Annotated in this window: 17 protein-coding genes and 4 tRNA genes; 6 read left to right on the top strand and 15 right to left on the bottom strand. The window is 29.6% G+C overall.

Translation table 11 applies throughout. The features are described from left to right. Positions 1-9: 9 nt before the first annotated feature. From clpP to DB313_RS03150, 10 genes are all read right to left on the bottom strand, one after another. Positions 10-594: an ATP-dependent Clp endopeptidase proteolytic subunit ClpP gene (gene clpP, locus DB313_RS03195; protein ID WP_120104676.1), complete on the bottom strand. Its 585-nt coding sequence runs from the start codon at positions 592-594 to the stop codon at positions 10-12. A 14-nt stretch (positions 595-608) separates the two neighbouring features. Beyond that, positions 609-1,955: a trigger factor gene (gene tig / locus DB313_RS03190; protein WP_120104386.1), complete on the bottom strand. Its 1,347-nt coding sequence runs from the start codon at positions 1,953-1,955 to the stop codon at positions 609-611. A 48-nt stretch (positions 1,956-2,003) separates the two neighbouring features. Continuing rightward, positions 2,004-2,075, bottom strand: a tRNA-Gly gene (locus tag DB313_RS03185). Positions 2,076-2,081: 6 nt separating this feature from the next. Then, positions 2,082-2,162: transfer RNA gene (locus DB313_RS03180), tRNA-Leu, on the bottom strand. Positions 2,163-2,221: 59 nt separating this feature from the next. Then, positions 2,222-2,295, bottom strand: a tRNA-Arg gene (locus DB313_RS03175). A 10-nt stretch (positions 2,296-2,305) separates the two neighbouring features. Next, positions 2,306-2,380, bottom strand: a tRNA-His gene (locus DB313_RS03170). Positions 2,381-2,478: 98 nt separating this feature from the next. Beyond that, on the bottom strand, positions 2,479-3,900 hold the full coding sequence (pepD, locus tag DB313_RS03165) for a beta-Ala-His dipeptidase (RefSeq protein WP_120104385.1): 1,422 nt from the start codon (positions 3,898-3,900) through the stop codon (positions 2,479-2,481). A 101-nt stretch (positions 3,901-4,001) separates the two neighbouring features. After that, positions 4,002-5,981, bottom strand: coding sequence for an ATP-dependent helicase (locus DB313_RS03160; RefSeq protein ID WP_120104384.1), 1,980 nt, complete (start codon positions 5,979-5,981; stop codon positions 4,002-4,004). A 2-nt stretch (positions 5,982-5,983) separates the two neighbouring features. Beyond that, positions 5,984-6,475, bottom strand: coding sequence for a chemotaxis protein CheD (locus DB313_RS03155; protein ID WP_120104383.1), 492 nt, complete (start codon positions 6,473-6,475; stop codon positions 5,984-5,986). Positions 6,476-6,480: 5 nt separating this feature from the next. Then, complete coding sequence (locus DB313_RS03150; protein ID WP_120104675.1) at positions 6,481-7,659, bottom strand: D-alanyl-D-alanine carboxypeptidase family protein; 1,179 nt, start codon at positions 7,657-7,659, stop codon at positions 6,481-6,483. 109 nt (positions 7,660-7,768) lie between these two features. Here DB313_RS03150 and DB313_RS03145 point away from each other — a divergent pair, with 109 nt between their 5' ends. Both DB313_RS03145 and DB313_RS03140 read left to right on the top strand, forming a co-directional pair. After that, on the top strand, positions 7,769-9,265 hold the full coding sequence (locus DB313_RS03145; protein ID WP_120104382.1) for a lactate permease LctP family transporter: 1,497 nt from the start codon (positions 7,769-7,771) through the stop codon (positions 9,263-9,265). A 232-nt stretch (positions 9,266-9,497) separates the two neighbouring features. After that, entirely contained in the window at positions 9,498-11,306 is a 1,809-nt protein-coding gene (locus tag DB313_RS03140; protein ID WP_120104381.1) for an integrin-binding adhesin P66 family protein, read from the top strand. Positions 11,307-11,402: 96 nt separating this feature from the next. Here the strand turns inward: DB313_RS03140 and DB313_RS03135 are convergent, their stop codons facing one another. Genes DB313_RS03135 through DB313_RS03120 form a run of 4 tightly spaced genes read right to left on the bottom strand, consistent with a single transcriptional unit; the run spans position 11,403 to position 16,427 of the window. Next, positions 11,403-12,152 (bottom strand): J domain-containing protein, encoded by a 750-nt coding sequence (locus DB313_RS03135; RefSeq protein ID WP_120104674.1) that lies wholly within the window; start codon positions 12,150-12,152, stop codon positions 11,403-11,405. A 26-nt stretch (positions 12,153-12,178) separates the two neighbouring features. Beyond that, entirely contained in the window at positions 12,179-13,432 is a 1,254-nt protein-coding gene (gene glyA / locus DB313_RS03130) for a serine hydroxymethyltransferase (protein ID WP_120104380.1), read from the bottom strand. Next, positions 13,422-14,981: an IPT/TIG domain-containing protein gene (locus DB313_RS03125; protein ID WP_120104379.1), complete on the bottom strand. Its 1,560-nt coding sequence runs from the start codon at positions 14,979-14,981 to the stop codon at positions 13,422-13,424. The genes glyA and DB313_RS03125 overlap by 11 nt, the downstream gene beginning before the upstream one ends. A 3-nt stretch (positions 14,982-14,984) precedes the next feature. After that, positions 14,985-16,427 (bottom strand): cysteine--tRNA ligase, encoded by a 1,443-nt coding sequence (locus DB313_RS03120; RefSeq protein WP_120104378.1) that lies wholly within the window; start codon positions 16,425-16,427, stop codon positions 14,985-14,987. A 226-nt stretch (positions 16,428-16,653) separates the two neighbouring features. Between DB313_RS03120 and murB the strand changes: the two genes are divergently transcribed. Continuing rightward, positions 16,654-17,571: a UDP-N-acetylmuramate dehydrogenase gene (murB, locus tag DB313_RS03115; RefSeq protein ID WP_120104377.1), complete on the top strand. Its 918-nt coding sequence runs from the start codon at positions 16,654-16,656 to the stop codon at positions 17,569-17,571. 1 nt (position 17,572) lies between these two features. On the opposite strand, the gene DB313_RS03110 is transcribed toward murB, so the two are convergent. Continuing rightward, positions 17,573-19,774, bottom strand: coding sequence for a methyl-accepting chemotaxis protein (locus tag DB313_RS03110; protein ID WP_120104376.1), 2,202 nt, complete (start codon positions 19,772-19,774; stop codon positions 17,573-17,575). 184 nt (positions 19,775-19,958) lie between these two features. Here DB313_RS03110 and DB313_RS03105 point away from each other — a divergent pair, with 184 nt between their 5' ends. From DB313_RS03105 to argS, 3 genes are read left to right on the top strand one after another with little or no spacing between them, the layout of a single operon-like run. Continuing rightward, positions 19,959-22,127, top strand: coding sequence for a methyl-accepting chemotaxis protein (locus DB313_RS03105; protein ID WP_174220847.1), 2,169 nt, complete (start codon positions 19,959-19,961; stop codon positions 22,125-22,127). Positions 22,128-22,147: 20 nt separating this feature from the next. Next, complete coding sequence (locus tag DB313_RS03100) at positions 22,148-22,738, top strand: hypothetical protein (RefSeq protein ID WP_120104374.1); 591 nt, start codon at positions 22,148-22,150, stop codon at positions 22,736-22,738. Further along, positions 22,731-24,485 (top strand): arginine--tRNA ligase, encoded by a 1,755-nt coding sequence (gene argS, locus DB313_RS03095; protein WP_120104373.1) that lies wholly within the window; start codon positions 22,731-22,733, stop codon positions 24,483-24,485. The genes DB313_RS03100 and argS overlap by 8 nt, the downstream gene beginning before the upstream one ends. The last annotated feature ends 8 nt before the right edge of the window (positions 24,486-24,493 follow it).

The following is a 24,493-nucleotide window of genomic DNA, read 5'->3' as shown; positions in this document are numbered from 1 at the left end:
AAAACCAAATTAATTCCTCTCCAAAATATTATCAATAATCCCATAATTAAGAGCATCACCTGGTGTCATAAAGTAATCTCTTTCAATATCAAGAGATAATTTTTCCTTAGAAACTCCTAGTCTACTAGACATAATATCTATTATTAATCTCTTAAGTCTTATAATTTCATTTGCTTGTATACTAATATCACTAGCCTGTCCCCCTATTCCACCCCAAGGTTGATGAATCATTATTCTTGAATACAATAATGATTCCCTCTTACCCATAGTGCCTCCTGCTAGCAAGAATGCAGCCATTGAAGCTGCCTGTCCAATGCAAATCGTCCTCACATCTGGTTTGATATATTGCATAGTATCATAAATTGCAAGTCCTGAAGTAATGCTACCTCCTGGAGAATTTATATAAAGATATATATCCTTATTAGAATTCTCAGATTCTAAGAAAAGAAGTTGGGCAATAACTGTATCTGCCTTAATATCGTTAATTTCACCGCTCAAAAAAATTATTCTATCCCTTAATAATCTTGAATATATATCAAAGACTCGCTCATAATTTCCCGTATGCTCTACAACAGTAGGCACCAAATTATGCATGTACTCTCTTTTCATTATTTACCCATTTCATAATTAACAAAATCTCTAAAAGAAATTTTGTTAATTCTAATTTCCTTAACATTTTCTAAAATCTTATCTTTAACTTTTTGCCTCTTAATTTCATCTTTTAAAATTCTCAACAAATTCCTTTCCTCATAAAATTTTCGAATCTCAGCAAGTTCCATCTTTGTATCCTCAGCCTGTCTGGCAAGATACTGTTCCAAATCAATATCTGTAACTTCCTCTCCATCATTATCTACCATCTTTTGTAAAATCAACTTAGACTTCAAATTTTTAAGTACATTATCCTTAAAAATATAATCTTCACCTTCCAACTCATTCAAAGAACTTCTCAACTGGTCAATACTAATCTTATTTTGTTCTGAAAATTGGTTTAAAGCATTATTAAGTTCAGCTTCAAACATAGCAGGGGGAACTTCTATATTTAACTTTTCTGAAACATCAGATAATAACTTTGAAAGCTTAAGGTCTTTCTCCTTTTCCTTCACAAGCTTTAACATATTTGCTCTTATATGTTCTTTAAGCTCTTCTAAAGTATTTAAACTATCATTAATATCTTTTGCAAAATCATCATCAAGCTCAGGAACATCTCGTCTCTTAATATCTTCAACAGTAATCTTTAATTTTTTAACAGAACCAGCAAGTTCCCTAAATCTATAATCCTCCCCATAAGTCTTCTCGACTATCCTCTCCTCATCCTTCTTCATTCCAATAATATCTTCGTCAAATCCATAATAATTATTAGACTCACCTACAGTAAAGACAAAATCTTGTCTTCTAGTTGATAAAATTTCCGTCAAAGAATCATCAAGCTCAACAAAATTCACTCTAACAATGCTACCCTTCTTAACACCATCCTTATCCTCAACAACAATTGAGTTTTCTGTCTGCAATAATTTAAGCTCATTCTCAACATCAGAATCAGAAACAATAACTTCCGGTATTTCCACCAAAATATTAGAAATATCCGGTATTTCAAATTCAGGATAAGCCTCATATACAACAGTAAATTCAAAATCCTTCTCAAAATCTATATCCAACTTCTCGTCCAGTATTTTAGGAGTAGCATAACTTAACGGCTTATAAACAGCACTTTTAAAAAAATCCTCTAAAGATTTATGAATAACCTTTTCCACAGTAAGAGCTTTTAAATTACTAGAATATTTGCTCTCAATGATACTAAAAGGGACTTTCCCTGTCCTAAACCCCTGCACCTTAAGCCGAGAAGAATAATCTTTTAAAAATTCATTATATTTACCTTTAACAAACTCTTTGGAAATTCTAATAACAGCCTCTACCTTAGAATCTGGGAGTAATTTCACACTATTACTTAATATCACACTATTCCTCTAACAAAAATGAATTAATAACAACACTTATTTAACTTAAGCGAAAGACGGGATTTGAACCCGCGACTTTCACCTTGGCAAGGTGACACTCTACCCCTGAGTTACTTTCGCATTTCTTGCAGAAGGTGGGAGTCGAACCCACACGCCAAAGGCACTAGATCCTAAGTCTAGCGTGTCTGCCAGTTCCACCACTCCTGCATTCTTAGGTAGTATACAAAACTTAAAAAGCTTTTTCAAGCATAAAACCCTCAATATTTCGCACCCAGCAGGACTCGAACCTGCAACCTTCGGATTCGAAGTCCACTGCTCTATCCAATTGAGCTATGAGTGCAATAAACTAAAGGTGATTGACGGGGCTTGAACCCGCGACAGCCGGAACCACAATCCGGTGCTCTACCAACTGAGCTACAACCACCAATTACATTCAAATTAATATATAAGTTTATTTTATATACATTTAAAATGTAAGTCAACAAAATTACATACCCAAAATCAAGTAACATAAATACAAAGCTCACAAACTCGCTAAACTTGCTTTTAAGAAATTATAAACCCTAATAGTTGACTCAATATTAACTCTTTCTCTTGGTGTATGAGGAGCCTCAATCCAAGGTCCAATTGTAACTGAATCTATTCCCCCCAATTTTGAAGATATTATTCCAGTCTCAAGGCCAGCATGAATCACCATAGTCTTAGGCTCCTCCAAATATATATCTTTATATACACTCTTAAGATGATTTAAAAGCTTACTATCCTTAGATGGAATCCAAGAAGAATAATCATAAATTATTTTAAAATTAGCTCCTGCAAGTTTACTAATTGCCTTTAAATGACTAAAAATATATTCTTTCTCAATATATGATAATGACCTTATTGTAAAGACAAACTGATATTCATCATTTAATTTCAACAAACTAGCAAAATTTAGAGATGTTCTAATAAGTTTCTCATCATAACTTTCAACCTTTTGCACTCCATGCAAAAATGCCATACCCATATTTAAAATCTTATCTTGATCCACATTTTCTAAAACAATTCCAGAAGAATCTACCTTCTTTAGTACAATATCAAAATCACAATCAAGAGTATACATTCCCTGTGCTTTAAGCTTAAATGACTTCAATTCTTCTTCTAAGAAAGCATAATTCTCAGGGTCAATCAATATGAGAACCTTTGATTCTCTAGGAATTGCATTACTTTTATCCCCACCAGATATATATTCAACCTCAAATTCTATCTTTGACCTAAGTTCGCTTAAAGCAAAAAACATCAATTTTAAAGAATTTCCTAAATCAATATGAATATCTGCACCAGAATGCCCTCCTTTAAGACCTGTAAACAAAATCTCAACACCTACACTTTTCCTACTCTGTATATATTTAGGTGTAAAGTTAATATTAACAAGACGAGAACCAGCACATCCGACTAAGAAATAGCCTTCCTCTTCTCCATCAAGATTAATTAACATCTTTCCACTACATAAATTAGGATCAAGACCAATAGCACCTATTAATCCTATTTCTTCATCAACAGTAAAGAGAAGTTCTAATTCAGGATGTCGAAAACTATTAGACTCACTCATAATGGAAAGCATCATAGCAACTCCAATCCCATCATCAGCACCAAGAGTAGTACCTGATGCAGTAAAATATCCCTTATCTTCAATTATATGAATAGGATCTTTCTCAAAATCATGAATAACTGCTTCATTCTTTTCACAAACCATATCTGTGTGAGCTTGTAAAATAATAGGTCCTACATTTTCTATACCATTAGCCTTAATCTTGACTACGATATTACCTAGACTGTCTTCCTTGAAGGAATAACCAAATTTTTCAGCCTCATTTTTGATATAATTACTAATACCTTCTTTATTTTTCGAACATCTAGGTATTTGAGATATTCTCCTAAAATAATCAATTACAATATTTTCCATATTTACCCCTTACTAAAATTAAACAGAAACTTAAGATTAAACGTATTTATTTAATAAAATTATATAATATTTAAAAATCAATCTAAAATACAAAATCTAATTTATAAGCAACATTCCTGCTTACTAAAATCATCAACGCTTAACCTTAAAAACTCTTCTGGAATCTCTGAAATAAACCTTGAGGGAACTTGTGTTAATATTTGTTTATCTTGTTTCCTATTAGAGGCCATAGTAATTATAAGAGATTCTCTAGTTCTAGTAAGTGCAACATAAAAAACACGCCTCTCCTCCTCTAATTTATACTCATCTTCCTCAATTGTTCTTTGGTGGGGTATGATATTATCTTCAACAGCAGCAAAAAAAACATTGTCAAATTCAAGTCCCTTAGCCGCATGAATAGTCATCAAACTAACATTAATGTTTTTATCTCTCTCATTTTCCTCATTTGTCTGAAGAACTATATAATTTAAAAAATTGCTTAAATTTCGTCCTTCACCTTCTTGTTTAGTCTCCCAATTTTTAATTATTCCTAAAAAATTTTCTATATTCTGATACTTATACTCAGCTACTTTAACTGAATTTGGATTTTCACTCACTAAAAACCCCCAATATTCAATATTTTCTATCATCTCTTTAATAACACTAGAATATACGTTCTGGGTCAATTCAAATTTATATCTATACTCTTCAATAAAAGAAACAAAATCTTCTATACTCTCTATGACTTGTTTGCTTAAAGTCTTCTCATAATTTGCAACCTTTGTAAATGAAAACACAACTTCACAAAGAGCATCATAAATACTACATCTTTTCTTATCGGCAATAGATCTTATTTTTTTTAAATACTCTTTCCCAATTCCTCTTCTTGGAACATTAATTATTCTTAAAAGATCGTAATCGCTACTAGGATTTATTATTACATTTAAGTAAGAAATAATATCTTTTATCTCCTTTTTCTGGAAAAAAGAAGTTCCCCCTGATACTTTATACTTAATGCCTTGTCTTCTAAGAGCCATTTCAATATTTCTAAAAAGAGAATTTGTTCTAAGTAAAATTCCAATACTTCTAGTCTTAAACTCCTCAAGTCTAGAAAGTTTCACAATCTCACTAGCAATAAATTCGGCCTCTTGTACTTCATCTTCAAACAAAACAACATTTATTTTATTATTATTGCTTCTTGAGGACCATAAAGTCTTATCCTTTCTATTTTTATTATTTGAAATTACAAAATTAGCAGCACTTAAAATATTTTTTGTAGAGCGATAATTCTGTTCAAGCTTTATTTCACTAACATCATAATCTCTCTCAAAATTTAATATATTATGATAATTAGCACCACGCCAAGAATATATTGACTGATCATCATCCCCAACAAAACACAAATTATTATGGTTTATTAATAAACGAATAAAATCATATTGAATCAATGAAGTATCTTGAAATTCGTCAATTAAAACATACTTATATCTATTTGAATATTTTTCTCTAAGTTCTGTATTATCTCCTAATATCTCTTTGGGTTTTAAAATAAGATCGTCGAAATCAAAAGAATTGTAAAGTTTTAATCGCTCCTCATAAAATCTTAAGATTTTCTCATCATCACTTTTAAGATCACTTAAAGAAGCTAGCTCATTTTTAAAAAGCGATATAGAATTACTAATAGAATTTAAAGATGTACTCTTATTAAAGAGATTTTCATCGATCAAAATCTCTTTAATAAGTCCAATCTTATCATTTTCATCATAAATGCTAAAATTCCTCCTATAACCCAATCTTTTATAGTTCTCTTTTAAAAACATAAGCCCAAAAGCATGAAAAGTAGTAATTGTTAAATTACTAAGAGGTTTGCCCAATAAACCCCTTATCCTATCTTTCATTTCATTTGCCGCTTTATTTGTAAAGGTAAGAGCCAAAATTTCTTTCTGTGCAATACCATTCATGAGAAGATAAGCTATTCTATATGTAATAACTCTTGTCTTCCCACTTCCAGCACCAGCAATTATTAAAAGAGGTCCATCAATAGTAGTAACTGCTTTGTATTGAAACTCATTAAGCTCGCTTAAAAAATTAATCTTAAGCAAGATTAAAAAACCTTAGCACCATCTGGATATTCCACAACAACCTTAAAGTTTTCAGGATAAGCAAAAATCTTTCTAGATTTAGATTGATTAAAATCTTTACTCAAAATTGGAATGCCATACTTAGATAACATATTAACTGCAAAATCTGCATTCTCAGACCCTACTTTTATTGTTCCCTTTGCCATGAAGTTAGCACCCCCAAACAGCTTAGCCTTAAGATTATTTTTCAAAGACCCACTTTCTAACATAGCATCAATTAACATAGGAATAGCATAAACTCCATATCTACCCTTTTGTGAAGCATCTACTACTGAATCCGACTTCACTAAAACATAATGATTTACTCCAATAATATTATGTACATCATCATGAAGTACAACAGATACACAAGACCCAAGTATTGTAGAAATGACTCTATTATTTGACACAAAAGCCTCACCTGGAACTATTATTGTAACATCTCTCTTTAACTTAAAATTAAAATGATTCAACATAAATCTCACTTCTCTCTTTTAAAAAAATTTGCAAAAAACTTATATACGCTATTTAAAAATCCTAATTTCTCAACACATTGGCTGAACAAATTTAACTCACCTAATTTATTATTATCCAAAAAAAATTCAGCTCTTCCAACTATATCATCCTCACTAAGTGGCGCAACTAAATCTTTTATATCAGACTCTATTTTTACTCTATCAATTTCATCTCTTGTAAAAATATATTTAAAAGGTTCCCTAGAAGAGATATCGACCGTATCTTCTTTCCCATTATAGACCCTTTCTTTTGATTTTACCATGAAAGAAAATTTAGAATAACTATTAAACCCATATTCAAATAATTTCTCTGCAATTAAAGCACGCCTTTTCTCTCCAACATTGCCTACTCCCTTATCAACTCCTAAAACAACAGATATTAGTCTCATTCCATCCCTTTTAGCTGTAGCAACTAAATTTAAACCTGATTTTTTAATATAACCTGTCTTAAGCCCATCAGCATAAGGATAACTATATATTAAAAGATTTTTATTTTCCTGTTTTAAATTTAAAACCTTTGAAGTAGATGTATTACCTAAATTTTCAAGCCTTGGATAAGTAAAACTTTCAAGAGAATGTATATTAAGCATAAATTCAAATTTCTCTATATAAGCTCTTGCAAACAATGCCATTTCCAATGCCGTAATTTCATTATCATTACTATGTCCTGATGTATCAACAAAATGCATATTCAAAAGACCCAAATTTAAAACATTAATATTCATTAAATTAATAAAATTGCTTAAATCTCCTCCTCCTATAAATTCCGCAATTGCAACAGAAGCATCATTTCCTGATGCAATTATAAGCCCTTTAAGCAATTCCTCAAAATTTACTCTTTGTCCTTCTTCTAAAAACATTAAAGAAGAATTTAGTGGCGCATTGTAATACGACGCAGTTCCACTAATAGGAACGCTACTCTTAAAATCTATATTTTTTTTCCTTGCCTCAACTAAAGCAGTATAAATTGTGACAAGTTTAGTAAGAGATGCTGGTGGGAAAATTAAGTTAGGGTTTCTTGCATAAAGAATGCGCTTAGTATCATAATCAAGAAGAACAACTGACTTTGCGCCTTTTGCTACTCTTTCAATTTCAATCAAATCAATTGAAAAAAGCTTGCCAGATAAAATTAAAATCTGTAGCATAGTAGAGATAATTTTCATGCAGTAACATTATATATTATTGCATAAAAATTTATTATAAACTTAAAAGATAAATTATAAATGGTAAATTTATAAAGGAGTAGATCTTATTATGAACTCTTATGATTTCATGAAAGCCTTAGTGCCAATCATACTAATAATAATTGGACTTGGGATAATAAAAAAACCAGCTTATTATGTAATACCAATATGTTTAATGGTAACTATTGCATTAGTTCTCTTTGATAAAAACTTAGGAATAACTAATACAAGTCTTGCAATACTTGAGGGAACAATAATGGGAATATGGCCAATAGTTATTGTGATTATTGCTGCTATTTTCACATATAAAATGGCTGAAAGCCAAAATGACATGGAAATTATAAAATCCATGTTATCAAACGTATCTTCTGATAAGCGAGTAATCGTTTTACTTGTAGCATGGGGATTTGGTAACTTTTTAGAAGGAGTTGCAGGATACGGAACTGCTGTTGCAATTCCAGTCTCAATACTAATAGCAATGGGTTTTGAACCACTCTTTGCCTGTCTTATATGTCTAATCATGAATACATCTTCAACTGCATATGGTTCTGTAGGAATTCCTATTATATCGCTTGCTCAATCAACAGGACTAGATGTTAAAGTAGTATCATCTGATATTGCCTTACAACTATTGCTTCCAACTATTGTTATACCATTTATATTAGTAATGCTAGTGGGAGGAGGAATTTCTGGCCTTAAAGGAATCTTTACACTCACACTTCTTTCAGGATTATCAATAGCAATATCTCAAATTTATGTATCAAAAGCATTGGGTCCCGAACTTCCTGCAATACTTGGAAGCATGCTTTCAATGACCATAACAATAACTTATGTAAAATTTTTCGAAAAAAAAGATACAGCTAATCCGTCTGTCAAAGTATCTGCAAAGCAAGGTTTTCTTGCATGCCTCCCCTACATTTTAATAGTATCTTTCATCATAATTGTTTCACCGCTTTTTTATAGCATAAATAAATACTTATCAAGCTTTAAAACTATTCTTGAAGTTTATCCAGGTGCTACTCCTTTATATTTTAAATGGATAACATCACCAGGATTATTAATCTTTCTTGCAACAGTAATATCTTATTCAATAAGAAGTGTTCCTATGTCTGAACAATTTAAAATATTTATACTCACTTTAAAAAAAATGGCACTATCTTCATTCGTAATCATTTGCATAGTATCAATATCAAGGCTTATGACACATAGTGGAATGATAAAAGACCTTGCAGATGGTATTTCAATCCTGACAGGCACATTTTACCCTTTGTTTAGTCCATTAATAGGTGCTCTTGGAACCTTCTTAACAGGAAGTGATACTGTTTCAAATGTTTTATTTGGTCCCTTGCAAACACAAATTGCAGAGAATATTAATGCCAATCCTTATTGGCTTGCAGCTGCAAATACAACAGGAGCAACAGGAGGAAAAATGATTTCACCTCAAAACATAACAATAGCAACCACAACTGCAGGGCTTATTGGTCAAGAAGGAAAACTATTATCAAAAACTATCACATATGCTCTTTGCTATATTGTTATATCAGGAATCTTAGTTTATTTATTATAAAATAATTATGATAAATATTAAATTAAGCGTTTAAATAAATAAGACTAACAAAATATTTATGTTAGTCTTATTTAAGAATAAGCAACACAAACTAAAAATACTTGAATTTTTATTTAAATATTAATATCATAAATTTACTAATACTTGAATTTTTATTTAAATATTAATATCTCAAAATGCATGTTATTTAAAAGTTCTAATAAATGTAAGTCTTACAATAAAGGAGATATAAATGAATAAAAAATTAATATTATGCGTTTTTGGTCTGCTACTAGCCACTTCTATATCGGGTTTTGCACAAGACACAACAGCAGAAAAAGATGCATTTAATTTAAATCCATGGAAACCTAAATTCGAATTTGAGAACACAAGTGAGTTTAGGATAGATATGGATGAACAAATTCCTGGATTGGAAAACAAAAGTAAAATAGGAATTAAGTTCTTACCATTTGAAAAAAATGCAGAATTGGGTAAAGATGATCCTTTCTCAGCTTATATTAAAATAGAAGATTTAGCTCTAAAAGTTGAAGGTCAAAAGGATGCTACTTTTAAACTTGATGTAGGCGATATCATAACAAAAATAAACATATATGATTTTTACATTAAAATGAACACAATGACTGACTTTGATTTTAACCAAGAATCATTGTTTAGCTTTGCTCCTATGACTAGCATTAAAAGCGACTACTACGGGTTCCCAAGCAATGATAGAGCTTTAAGGAAAACAATCCTTGCAAGAGGTACAGATAAAAAGATAGGAACACTACAATTTGGATACACACTTCCACAATTAGAACTTATACTTGCTATTGGAGCAACAGGAACAGGTAACAGAAACCACGGTAAAATCGATGAAAAAGATTCAGAAGATGAAAAAAAGAAAAAGAAAGACAGACCTTATAACAATACTTATGCTGGTATACTTTATGGAACTCAAGTAAAATGGAAACCAATAAAAAATGAGTTAATAAAAGACAGCCCAACTGTTATAGCGGAAACTCCAATTGAATTAAACTTTGGAGTATCGGGAGCATTTGGAAATAAAACATTTAATAAGTCATCTATAACATACGGATTAAAAGACAAAGCTACTATTGGATCTGACCTAGTTGTCCCTACTTTATCAAATACATCTATTATGACCTCTCTTGGATTCCAATATAAACTTGGTCTTACAAAGATAAACAACAAGAATACTTATTTAATTTTACAAACAGGAGCTGATTTGGGAATAGATTTCTTTGCTAGTGATTTCTCCACATTTGGACACATTTCCAAAAAAGCAAATACTGGTGATAACGATGCATTTAATCCAGCAGAAAATAAGCTTAACTTTGGTCAAGGCACAAAGACTAATTTTGCATTCTCTGTGGGAGCTAATGTAGGTTTCGCTTGGAATAAAGATGAGGGTGAAAAAGAATCATGGTCAATTAAAGGCAAAGATTCTTATAACACAAGAGTATTTGGCGAGCAAGATAAAAAATCTGGAATTGGAATTGGCATTAATTATGGACAAAATTTATATAACCCCTCTTCTGGAAAGCAACTAGTAAAGGATATTGCAAAGAAAGCATTTAAAACCTTAAATGTCGAAGTTTCTACTTATGAAGACAACAAAAAAGGAATTCTTCCTGGACTTGGATGGATAATTTCAGGTGGAATTTATGACTTATTAAAAGAGAAACCTAATGCAGATGACATCATTGCTATTCTTAGTCAAGATGCTACTACTGCTGAGCAGGCTACTACTGATGTTTCATTTGTAAACGCTGCTAAGATTGGGGCTGCTTTGTATGTTGATTATGCAATACCTGTTGAATCTATATCATCAAAGACATATATAACTCCATATGTAGGTACTCATATTTTAGGCTCATTTAAAGGTTCAGATAAAAAATTATACCTAAAAGCTGGGCTTGAACTAGAGAAGATAATAAAGTTCACAACAATTACACTTGGATGGGACTCAAATAACATTCTTGCAAAAAAAGATAAAATAGGAAGTGCATTCTTAGCATTTAAAGTCGCTTTTGACGAATAAAAAATAAATTGTTTAAAGGATAAGAAGTTCTTTTCTTTAAACAAAAGATAAATCCTTCTGAGTTCACATCTTACTACTCAGAAGGATTGTGTAATTTTATTTTAAATTCCTTTCCCTGCATATCTTCTCATAAGCATCTCGAATCCTAATAAATTTTTCATTAGCCTCTTTTTGCTTAATGGGTTCATTTGTAAATCTATCTGGATGAAATTGAATAACCAACTTTTTATATGCTCTCTTTATATCATCATCGCTAGAATTGTACTTTAAACCCAATACTTCATAAGGATTAATAATCTCTATATTAAGATTTTTATAACTATTGTAACTCTCAAAATCAAGCTCAAGAAAAGAGCTAACATAAAGAATAAATTTATCTCCCTCTGCATTTTTATATCTAGCCAAATTATTAATTTCTTTAAGAGTTGAAACAAGCCATATAAAAAGATCTTTATGTTGAAAATACCCAAGCTTCAATGTATATAATATTTTGTCTGCATTCCTGTTCTTAGTAATTGAAAAATGAAATATATTATAAAGGTCTGTTTTATGTCTTTCAGACAAATTTAAAGAATTAATAATAAAATTAATATAGTTTAACTGCTCACCCGTCATTGATCCCAAAATAGAAATCAACTTAGCCATAAGCAAAAAAGACAACTTATAAAACTCGAATTCTCTTGTCTTAGAATAAGAGTAATCCCTTGTTGTATATATTCTAAAGCCACCTAAAAGGCTGGAGATTATTAAAAAAACAATAAACATGAAAAATATACTTAAAATGAAGGGATTAAAAATAAAAATAAACAATATAAGTAAAAAGAAAATTCGAAACAAATTAGATATCAAAACAAATAACCTGTAAATTAAAATTAAGGCATACTAAAACTACTAATAAATTCTATAACTTCTCTCTTTATGTTTCTAAGCTCACTCTCCGATTTAGTCTTTAAAGCTCTAATAATAAAACTAGCAACCCTAAGAGAATCATCCTTATTTAAACCTCTTGAAGTAATAGCTGCTGCTCCTATTCTAATACCAGAGGCCACAGAAGGACTCCTTGAATCAAAAGGAATAGTGTTTTTATTAAGCGTAATATTTACGCTCTCAAGAATTTTCTCAGCTTCAGCTCCTGTCATATCCAAAACACCAAGGTCAACTAAAAATAAATGATTATCCGTTCCCCCACTAACTATCCTAAAACCCTCTGCACTAAAATAGTCAGCCATAATTTTAGTATTCTTTATTACTCTAGCAATATAATCTCTAAAATCTTCCCTTAAAGCTTCCCCAAAAGCTACTGCTTTACCCGCAATAACATGCATTAAAGGTCCTCCCTGAGTTCCTGGGAAAACACAAGAATTAATAGAACTCTCAAGCGTTCTCTCCTTCTTGTTGGTACTAACCATTCTCTTAAATTCTTTACCAGAAAGCACTAATCCTCCTCTAGGCCCCCTTAAAGTCTTATGAGTAGTACTTGTAGTAAGATGTGCAACATCAATAGGAGAATTATGAAAACCTGTAGCAATAAGGCCTGCCGTATGAGCAATGTCACATAAAAGATAAGCGGAAACTTCATCTGCTATTTGGCGAAACTTTTTAAAATCAATTTCCCTTGAATAAGAAGAAGCACCCGCTATTATTAAATTGGGTCTACACTCCTTAGCTATTTCCATAACTTTATCATAATCAATAGTCTCAGTGTCCTTTGACACCCCATAAGAATACGCATTAAAAAATATTCCAGAAAAACTAACTTTACTTCCATGAGTTAAATGTCCTCCATGAGACAACTCCATTCCAAGAATTCTATCCCCAGGATTAATAAGAGCCATTATTGCAGCCATATTCGCCTGAGAACCACTATGTGGCTGTACATTAGCATAATTTGCACCGAAAAGCTCTCTTGCTCTTGATATAGCTAAATTTTCAATCTCATCAACAACAAAACAACCCCCATAGTATCTCTTTGAAGGATAACCCTCAGCATATTTATTAGTCAAAATACTCCCAACAGCTTCTCTTACATTTGACGATACAAAATTTTCTGAAGCAATAAGTTCAATATTCTCTCTCTCTCTCTTATATTCTCTTCCAATTAAATCAAATACAGCCTTATCTATCATTAATATCCTCCTCCAAAGTAAACCTATAATTCAAAGAATAATCGTGATCTGTTAAGTTTTTATATTTCAACAGCCCTAAGTCTATATATTCACTAGACGGCAAGTAATCATCAAAATCTTCCTTGTATCCATAATGGATATAATCCTCTGTCATATTCAAAAAATACTTAGAACTGTTTTTAAATAATACTGCATTTATTATATCAAAATAAATAAATCCAATATGCTCTAAAAAAAACTCACACCAAACATGTTTTTTAAGACTAGAAGATTCAGAATCAAAATACAATCCAATTGCTGTTCTTAAAGGTATACCTTTTCGTAAAAACAACAAATTAGTAAGAGTAATCAGATTATCTGTTGAAATTTCTCTCCTCTTAATAGACTCATCCAAGCTCAAGCTATTATCTGTAATGCTAAAATACAATATTAAAGCATCGATAATAGATTTAGCTAATTTATAAGCTGACTCGCTATCTATCTTGTTCATATTTAAAGTAATTGGAGTTAAATCAAGTGATTCATAAGATAAATAATTATTCATTTTGTTTGAAACATATGTCTTAAATTCATAGATATCATCATTTTTATTTACCTTAATATCATATAAAGACTGTTTATTCAAAATCTCTAAATTTAACCTATAAGTTTCAACTTCAAACTTTAAATAATGTTTATCAACTTTCAAACTTTCAAAAAATAAATTATTCAAATCCAGATCAGTACCTTCATTATTTGAAAACTTAATTTTCTGCCTTTCATTCTTAATTGGACCTAAATAAAAAACATTAAAATTAATATCATCCAATTTAAGTTTAGAATCTTTATCAGAATCTTGCATAAAATAAATTTCTTGAGATATCTTAAAGTTTTTACCTTTTCCTAAAGTCCACTTAAAAAAATTTGACCTAAAATTAAAAGGAATTTTATTACTCTTAACGCCGTCAACCAATAAAAAAACCTCACCTTTACTACGCAAAGTCTTTGGAGGAATAAATTCGATCTCACTTTTGGATACTCTTAATATATCTTGAGGAAGAATTTTATAAGATTGTTGCTTCGTTTGCACAAATATTTCAACAACAGAAAAATTTGATGCCAAATTTCTGCCTCTCAATACAACAGGAATATTAGTCATTAAACTTAAATCTTGGGGAACAAAAAGAAAAGGTTTGCTCTCTACTCCAAGTCTAACTGGAACTTGCCTACTAATTACAAGGAAAAGTTCATTACTAAATCCCTGCTCACTCTTTATAAAAATAAGACCCGAATTTATTTCATCTGTAATTCTAAAAACTATTTTTTCATCACTCCAACTAACAATGCTACTCTTCATTAAATAGTGGTCATTAATATTAATATCTCCTACCTTATTACCTAAATGATGACCTCTAATTACAATGACATTTTCATGTGATGCAGGAATTGGCGATATTTCATAAATCACAGGTTTTAAATAAAATAAAAATCCAGAAAAAATAAATAAACCCAAAAAAGCAAGAAAAAGCAAGATTAAAACAAAATATTTACCAATAAAAGATTTTGCCAATACTTAACCTCTTCTAACCTTAGTCCCCTCTTCTGTATCAATTAAGACAAACCCCTTAGAAATAAAATAATCCCTAATCTCATCAGCACGATTAAAATCTCTTCTTAATTTTGCAATTCGTCTCTCTTCCAGTAAAGAATTCATCCAATCATCCATATGTACATCATCCCTCTTAATAGCTTTCAGTACCTCTTCTCTTAAACTCAAAGACAAAACTTCATCAAACTTAAATGCAAGCCTAAGCTTTAAAAGAGCCTCTAAATTATCGTCCTTAACAACATCCCAAAGTAAAGCTAAAGCTTGAGGAATATTCAAATCAAAAGCTATCTTTTCTAAAAAATTATTATAATATTTATTCTCCAGAGAAGATTCAATATTATAATAAGTATTATTAAGTAGTGGTATATCAAATTGATTTAGTGAAGAATAAAGAGAAGTTAACTTATTAAGCATATTTTCCCTAGCTACTCTACAAGCTCTAAGGTTACTTAATGTAAATTTAAGTTGTGTTCTGTAATGTGCCGTTAAACAAAAATATCTAAAATCTAGAGGAGAAAACCCATCACTTTCTAAGTCTTTAATGGTAATAAAATTACCCTTTGATTTTGACATTTTTTCATCTTCCATAATCAAAAATTCACCATGCACAAATAAATCACACCACGATTTTTTTAAGTAACATTCCACTATAGCTATTTCATTTATATGATGAACTCCAATATGATCAACGCCTCCTAAATGGATACTAAGAGTGTCTTTAAAACAATCTAAGTTCATAGTAGCACATTCTAAATGCCAACTTGGATAACCAAAACCCCAAGGCGAATCCCATTTCATTTCCTGGTCTTTAAATTTTGAATTTGTAAACCACAAAACAAAGTCTGTTTTATTCTTCTTTGATGCATCTATCTCAACTCTAGAAACAGAGGCACAAGCATTATCTAGGCTAATTCCAGCCATTTGACCATAATTTTTAAAACGAGAAGTATCAAAATAAACATTTCCATTAACAAAATAAGTAAAATTATTCTTTTCAAGAACCTTGACAACTTCTATCATGCGAGCTATATATTTACTTGCAATAAGAACATTATCAGGACATACTATATTCAATTTTTCACAATCAAGAAAAAAAGCTTCCGTAAAAAATTTACTAATTTCATAAACTGTAAGTCCTCTCTCCCTTGCGGCCTTAACTACCTTATCCTCACCCTCATCAAATTCACCCGTTAAATGGCCAATGTCAGTAATATTCATTGCATAATTAACACTATAGCCTAAAAGCCTTAAGGACTTAATAAGTACGTCTTCAAAAATATATGTTCTAAGATTGCCGATGTGTGCATAATTATAAACAGTAGGGCCACAAGCGTAAATCTTAGTTTCACCACTCTTTTTTACCTCAGATAAACTTTTTGTCTTTGTATTATATAACTTAAGAATCATACATCCTGTGAAAAGCTAATTTTAGAAATAAACAAAACCAAAAATAAATTTTTGCTTAAAAATCTCAAATCAACTTACTATAGAAGTTTATTATAAAAAGACCAATTTGACAAACTTATAAATAATGAAATTTATACAGTTTTACAATCTACTTAACAGGATAATTCCTAAAAATTTCTAGCTCAAATTTGTAAAAAGTACTTATTTCATATAAAATTTAGAAAATATGTCCAAACATATCAATAATTTTCTCAACAAAATCAATACCACTCCTACTAAAGAAAATCTTGCAAACTACACTACCTACAAAATAGGAGGCATTGCTAAATTATTTTTAATACCCAAAACCATCAAAGAAGCAGAACACATATTTAAAACAGCAATAGAGGAAAAGATTAAAATATTTATCTTAGGAGGAGGTTCAAATTTATTAATAAATGACGAAGAAGACATTGATTTTCCCATAATATACACTGGTTATCTGAATAAAATCACACTTCAAGGTAATAAAATTACTGCTGAATGCGGAGCTAATTTTGAAAATTTATGTAATTTTGCTCTAGAAAACGAATTAAGTGGATTAGAATTTATATACGGAATTCCTGGCACACTTGGAGGTGCCGTTTGGATGAATGCTAGATGCTTTGGGAACGAAATTTCTGAAATATTAGATTTAGTCGTTTTTGTAGATGAGGATGGACAAACCATCTGTAAAAAATTTGAAAAAAATGAATTTTCATACAAAATTTCTCCATTTCAAAACAAAAATACTTTAATATTAAAAGTTACACTAAATTTATCTAAGGGAAATAAAAAACATATCTTAAATATTATGCAACATAATAAACAAAATAGGATAGACAAAGGTCATTATCTTTTTCCAAGTAGTGGAAGTACATTTAAAAATAATAAAAAATTTTTAAAACCTACCGGAAAAATAATTGAAGAATGCAATCTAAAAGGATTCAAAATAGGAGAAGCATCTGTTTCGAAATATCATGGAAACTTTATTATAAATAACAACAATGCCCGCGCCAAAGATATTAAAGAGTTAATTAAAAGAGTAAAAACTGAAGTAAAAGCAAAAACAGGATTCTCCCTTGAAGAAGAAGTCCTATACATTGGATTTAAAGACAAAATTTAAATCAAACATCTCTAAGTTCATTATTAATACTTTCAATAATATCTTTTATCCTAATAATTTTTTCTCTAGATTCATTAACTAAAGCAATATGCTCTCGTAAAGGCTCTAATGCATCCAAACTCATCTTAGAAACTTCAAATTCACCTAAATCGTTATTTAAATTATTAAACTTTCCGTTAATAAAAAAGTAACTATTAAATATCTCCTTATACATATTCTTAGTATCTTTAATCTTAATATCATTAGATAAATATTTATCTTCAAAAGCTCCTATTTCTTTTATGTGCTTAGCAAGTGTAGCATTTATCCTTTCATGTTGAACAGAATTATTATTAACATTATCCTGTATATCCATAAAATTTTTATAAACAGTATCTATCTCTGTGCTTATAAGTGAAATAATATTATTAACTATCTTAAGTTCATCTTTAATAGTTGTTGAGTATTTACCGGAATTTATAGCAAGCTTTCTAATCTCCTCTGCAACAACAGCAAAACTCTTACCAGCATCACCAGCCTTAGCAGCCTCAATAGCTGCATTCATTGCAAGCATATTTGTCTGACTTGATATTGATACTAAAAGTTTATTTGCACTCTGAAGATTATTCGTTTGAGACAAAAGCTCGGAGAAATTCATATTAATATTTTCAAAAATAGCATTTAATTCAAAAACTTTACTCTTCACGCTTTCAATATTTGTAGAATTTGCTACAACCACCTTGTTAAAAATCTCCAAGTTCTTATCTATCCCATAAAAAGCACTAGCATTTTCCTCAAATTTAGTAGCAATATCTGATATATTTTTACTATGCTCACTAATTGGCTCAGATATTGATTCAAAATCTTTCAAAATATTAATAATTGTTTTTTCAAATTTAGAAAAAGTATCCCCTATCCTCTCATAAGTAAAAAGACTATTCTTAACCCTCTCTATTCCTTCCTCAGGTATGTTTATCTCACTTAAGTAACTGTCCAACTCCTTTACATAAACTTTAATACTACTCACAGCATTAGTAGCTTTTAAAAAAAGGCTATCAAATTCAGAATTAATATAAGAAAAAATAAAAGACCTATATTGAACTTCAACAGGAGAGTCAATGCCTAAAACATCCTCTTTTACCTTTTTGTGATTAAGCATAACCCTAAAATCTTCCATAATGGGTAAAATTAGCTTATTACAAAGATAAAATAAAATGAAAAACGAGACAAACAAAAACCCTAAGAAAAATAATGCACTTGATTGAAACCCAAAGGGAAGAGAATTCATATTAAAAATAATACCTTGAATCACAGTTCCTTCAATCTGAGAAGAATTTAATAAATAGGAAGAATTTCTATGTTTAAAAATATATTTTGAAATATTAGAATCCGTCTTAATATAACTTACAGCTCTATGTAACACACTACTCTCATAAGCTTCCGAAAAATTCCCAATATTTACATCACTAAGGCTTAAAAACAAAGGACTAAAGTCTCTGTCAACAACAAAAAACTCATAATTTTTATTACTAGACTTAAGATAAGAATTAAACTGATTTGCTACACTATTTAACAAATCTTCAAAACAAACCATGAAACAGAGTACACCCAACACCATAGAGTTATTATTAACAACTGGAATACTTACAACAGAATAAAACTTATTCTTAATCCTTTTATAACTTGAATAATAAGCAACATTATTTCTTGCAGGAACAAAATAAATCGGATCTTCCATAATGTTATTTATACCCAAAGATGAAAAACTTCTATCTGAAAGTAGAACATTTTGTCCAATAGGAATATAAAAAATTCCCTCTAAAGAATTCTCCGCAAAAGGTACACCCTCAAAAACCTTACTTACCTCATTAAATTCTTTCGAATTTAAAAATAAAGTACTACTCGTATTCAAATCATACATAGATTTCAAATCAATATTTGAAATAAAACTATTTGAAGCATTATGCAAAATATTTAAAACATCATTATCTTTAACAAAATGATTAAGAACATCCTTAGCATACTCATATCTACTCTTAAACCGAAATTCTATATTACTTGAAAACAGCTCAAAATCAGACCTAACACGCTCTATATACTCATTTTTATAATTTAAATAGGCTTGTCCTATAAATAGCAAACTAAAGCAAATAAAAACAAAAAGTAGAAAATAGAGAAAAAACTTCATATTTTTTAATTTAACATTCACTAAATCATCATTCATAAATTCTCCAAAATTAAACCCATAAACCTATATAAACAAATCTTCCTACCGCATTACACATTATATGAATATACTAACAAGAATAATTATTTTATTATTCAGATATATGTATATAATTATATAATAAAACATATATAATACTAGTTGGTTATGATATTTTGTAAAAAGTTTTGTGAGGATTCAAGTGAAAAGAAAAAGTTCCAGTTCCACTCTTTTTTATAAGTTTAATATTGCTATTTTAATATACACAATAATTATTGCTGCTACTACTTTTTTGTTATTAAATTACGGATATAGGAAAGTAATAACTAAAGAGCTTAAAAATTTTACAAAATTTGTAAATCACATTATGACAAAAAGCTTCGTTGATGACACAAGAAACACTTTACAGGCTATTGATGAATTTATCATAAATTACAACAATGTATCTAGCGAACAAAAGAATCAGAAACTTAAAAGCATAATATCTGTTAGTAACTCTCATTTATTCCCTTCTTATATAACGATAATAGAATATGTAAACCAAAATGGAGAGGTATTGTATTCAAGCGATGAGAGAAGAATAAACTCCCAGATAAATTTAAAGGGAATTAAAGCGGATAATTTTATAAATAAAACTCAAATAATCGCATTACATAAAAACTTAATAAAAATAAATAACAAGCACTACATACCTATGATTTACAAGATAGCCACAAGAGATAACGGAAATGCAGACAACACTGGATATGTTATTTTATATTTAGACATACTAGAGCAAATAAAACAATTAAGAAAAAAGATATTTCTGTTTTTAGAGAGATCTGTACTGGAAAAGGGGAATCAACATCAAAGTTATCACTACTTCAAGATATATGCTATTAATAATCAAGGTGAAGTTTTTGGAGAACAAAATGAAGACACACTCGAACATATTAATTTATCAATAGACAACCTATTTGAAAATAATCCCAAGATAACGAATCAGTTATTAAATTCAATATCTAGGAAACAAAGCAATATTACTACTAACCATGACAATAACATAATCTCTTTAACAAGACTTACAACTTCATCTTGGTATTTAGCCATACAAATGAACTATGACAACATATTTTCAAATGAACTATACAAAATTAAATTGATGTCCTTGTCAATAATAGCAGCACTCGTAATAATATTCATTTTAATCATGATAAGCATCATCAAGAAATTAATAATAACAAAAATAGAATATTTAAATGAAGTCATTCCAAAAGTCAAAGATGGAGATTTAACGGTCAAGATTGAATCAAAGGGGAACGACTCAGTAAGTTCTACAATAAATCATTTCGGATATTTCATTGAAAATTTAAAGAATGTAATGAACTCACTACAAGACAGAGTCAAATTATTAAGAGATAATGGAGATCTTTTATTTAATGAAATAAATAAAGCCTATGATACGATAACAAATTCAAATCAGTATATAGAAAAAACACAGGGAGAAGTAGAAAAGCAAGTTGAATTTATTTCCAATACAACAAACACAATAGAGAGTTTATCTAAAAACATTGCATCACTTGACAACTCAATTGAAACTCAAGCTGCTAGCGTTGAAGAATCATCATCTGCTATTGAAGAAATGATAGGAAGTATACAATCAGTTACAGAAATAACACAAAAAGCTGCAAAAAGTACAGAAGAACTTAAAGTATTTTCAGATGACGGTCGAAAAAAGCAAGAAGAAGTTATTATGCAAATTAAAGAAATTTATAAAAACTCAACAAGACTTCAAGAAGCAAATGCTCTAATATCATCTATTGCTAGTCAGACAAACCTACTCTCAATGAATGCAGCTATTGAAGCATCTCATGCTGGTGAAGCTGGAAAGGGATTTGCAATTGTTGCAGAAGAAATTAAAGATCTTGCAGAACAGGTTACTTCACAATCAGAATCAGTTGCAGCATCAATAAATGAAATAATGGATTCTATCAATAAAACAGTAAAAACATCAGAACTCACAAATAAAGCTTTCAATCAAATATTTGATTCAATAAATCTTGTAGTTCAAGTTATAGAAGAAATAAATCATACTATGCAAGAACAGTCAATTGGTAGTCAGGAAATTTTAAAAGCTTTAAATACAATGAGAGAAATAACATATGAAGTAAAAATTGGTTCAAATGAAATGTTTAGAGGAAATAAAGAGATTATCAATACCGTTTCTCTTCTAGAAGAAATTAACATAACCGTTTCAAATTCAATGAAGAGTCTAAAAGAAGAAATCAAAAGACTAATAGGAGCAATTGAAAGTATTAAAACTTTTGGAAAAGTAAACTCAAATCATATTGTAGATATTAATACAGATACAAATCAATTTAAAACAAAATAAAATCGTTAAAGGTAAGATTTATGCAAAAAAAAACATTTTATGTTACAGATAGATATTTAAAAACTCATTTAATGCTCTTTCCAATTTTTGCTTATACAAAAACTTTTCTAGAGGGAAGTATAATATCAATTTGGATATCCATTTGCATCCTACTGCCTGCAATAATCATTAATCAAATAGAACTAAGGAATCAAATACTAGGAATTTACTTGTTTATGATAGGGATATTTGTTAGTTTAACTTATCTTTTCATGTATTATACAACCCCTATGCTTTATAACAATTTAAGATTTTCAATTCCTATTTTAATAGTTATCATAGTATCATTTCACAAAAATGAACCTTTTAAAAATCTAAAAGAGCCTTTAAGGATATTGCAATATTCCAAACTACCAATAATAACATTCGTATCATTAAGCTCAATAGTTTCACTCTTTAGAGAAATATTAAATACTGGAAATTTACAGTTTTTCAATACAAAAATATCAATAATTAAAGAGTTCAGCATAAGCAAAACACCAGCTTATAGCTCAAATGTTTTCTTAGTAGCATCTTTAATCTTTTTATTGATTAACACATTAATAAATATTAAAGGGAAAAAGAATGATTAGTAAAATAAAAAAAGATTTAGAAGATAAAATTAGTAAAACAATAAAGAAACTTGCCTTAACAAAAAATATTAAACTGGACAAAGTAACTACAATAATTCAAAAACCACCAAAGAGCGAGTTAGGAGATTTATCAATCTTAATATTTGAATTTAGCAAAATATTAGGACTTAGTCCATCTGTTATTATTGAAGAGATAGTAAAGGAGATTGGATCGGAATATGAAACCAAACCAATGGGGCCTTACTTAAACATTAAACTCAAGAGAAAGGAATTTATTCGAGATACAATTAATAAAGTCAATGAAGAAAAGGAAAAATATGGCACAAATAATTTCCTTAAGAATAAAAAAATAGTAATAGAATTTTCAGCCCCCAACACAAATAAACCACTGCACGTAGGACACCTTAGAAATGACATTATTGGAGAAAGTTTATCAAGAATATTAAAAGCTGCCGGTGGACAAATAATAAAGATAAATCTAATAAATGATAGAGGTGTACATATTTGCAAATCTATGCTTGCTTACAAAAAATTTGGGAACAATACGACCCCCGAGCTTTCTTGTAAAAAAGGAGACCATTTAATAGGTGATTTCTATGTAAAGTATAACGAATATGCAAAAGATAATGCCATAGCAGAAGAAGAAATACAAAAATTACTATGTAAATGGGAAGAAGGAGACCCAGAAACAGTTCAACTTTGGGAAAAGCTTAACAAATGGGCAATTGAAGGAATAAAAGAAACTTATAATCTTACAAACATTACATTTGATAAAATTTATCTTGAAAGTGAAATATTTGAAATCGGACGAGATGTTGTACTTAAAGGATTAGAAGACGGTTTATGTTACAGAAGAGAAGATGGAGCTATATGTATAAACATACCTACAGAAGAAAATGAAAATGCAGATAAAAAATTTAAAGAGAAAGTACTCTTACGAGCCAATGGAACGTCCATTTATCTTACTCAAGATTTGGGAAATATAGTAACCAGAAAAAATGAATATAATTTTGATGAAATGATATATGTTGTTGGAAGTGAGCAAATTCATCACTTTAAAATTTTATTTTTTGTTGCAGATAAATTAGGTATTATAAAAGAAAATAATTTAATACATCTATCTTATGGGATGGTAAATTTACCTGAAGGCAAAATGAAATCAAGAGAAGGCAATGTGGTTGATGCTGATAATTTGATTCATGATTTAGTAAATTCAACTATGCTAGAAATAAAAAAGAGAAATACAGATGAAAAAGATTTGCAAAAAATTGCTCTAGACATATCGCTAGGAGCTATTCACTACTATTTGCTAAAAACAGCCATACACAAAGATATTTTATTTAACAAAGAAGAAAGCTTATCTTTTATTGGTAATTCTGGCCCATACATTCAATATGTAGGAGCAAGAATTAATAGCATACTTGAAAAATACAACACATTAAACTTACCCAGAGAAGGTGCTAATCTAGACTTATTGGAACAGGAAAAAGAATGGGAACTAATTAAGATTATTTCTGAATTTGAAGAACATATAATTAAAGCGTCAAAAGACTTAAATCCTTCATTAATAACTCAATACTCTTACTCACTTGCAAAAAGCTTCAGCACATACTACCAAGAGACGAAAATAATAGACACAAATAACCTTGAACTCACAAATTCAAGAATAAGTTTATCCAAAGCCGTTCTACAAACAATAAAAAACTGCATGAATTTACTAAACATTCCTTACATGAAAAAGATGTAGAGTTCACC

Origin of the sequence: Borrelia turcica IST7 (assembly GCF_003606285.1) — a bacterium.
Taxonomy (GTDB): domain Bacteria; phylum Spirochaetota; class Spirochaetia; order Borreliales; family Borreliaceae; genus Borrelia; species Borrelia turcica.
This window is presented reverse-complemented; position numbering and strand designations above follow the sequence as displayed.

What these genes read in the sequence shown, in the direction of transcription:
- murB (WP_120104377.1), top strand. Translation starts at nt 16,654, where the DNA reads ATGTCCAAACATATCAATAATTTTCTCAACAAAATCAATACCACTCCT.
- DB313_RS03140 (WP_120104381.1), top strand. Translation starts at nt 9,498, where the DNA reads ATGAATAAAAAATTAATATTATGCGTTTTTGGTCTGCTACTAGCCACT.
- pepD (WP_120104385.1), bottom strand. Translation starts at nt 3,900, where the DNA reads ATGGAAAATATTGTAATTGATTATTTTAGGAGAATATCTCAAATACCT.
- clpP (WP_120104676.1), bottom strand. Translation starts at nt 594, where the DNA reads ATGCATAATTTGGTGCCTACTGTTGTAGAGCATACGGGAAATTATGAG.
- glyA (WP_120104380.1), bottom strand. Translation starts at nt 13,432, where the DNA reads ATGATAGATAAGGCTGTATTTGATTTAATTGGAAGAGAATATAAGAGA.
- DB313_RS03155 (WP_120104383.1), bottom strand. Translation starts at nt 6,475, where the DNA reads ATGTTGAATCATTTTAATTTTAAGTTAAAGAGAGATGTTACAATAATA.
- DB313_RS03100 (WP_120104374.1), top strand. Translation starts at nt 22,148, where the DNA reads ATGCAAAAAAAAACATTTTATGTTACAGATAGATATTTAAAAACTCAT.
- DB313_RS03110 (WP_120104376.1), bottom strand. Translation starts at nt 19,774, where the DNA reads ATGAATGATGATTTAGTGAATGTTAAATTAAAAAATATGAAGTTTTTT.
- argS (WP_120104373.1), top strand. Translation starts at nt 22,731, where the DNA reads ATGATTAGTAAAATAAAAAAAGATTTAGAAGATAAAATTAGTAAAACA.
- DB313_RS03120 (WP_120104378.1), bottom strand. Translation starts at nt 16,427, where the DNA reads ATGATTCTTAAGTTATATAATACAAAGACAAAAAGTTTATCTGAGGTA.
- DB313_RS03145 (WP_120104382.1), top strand. Translation starts at nt 7,769, where the DNA reads ATGAACTCTTATGATTTCATGAAAGCCTTAGTGCCAATCATACTAATA.
- DB313_RS03150 (WP_120104675.1), bottom strand. Translation starts at nt 7,659, where the DNA reads ATGCTACAGATTTTAATTTTATCTGGCAAGCTTTTTTCAATTGATTTG.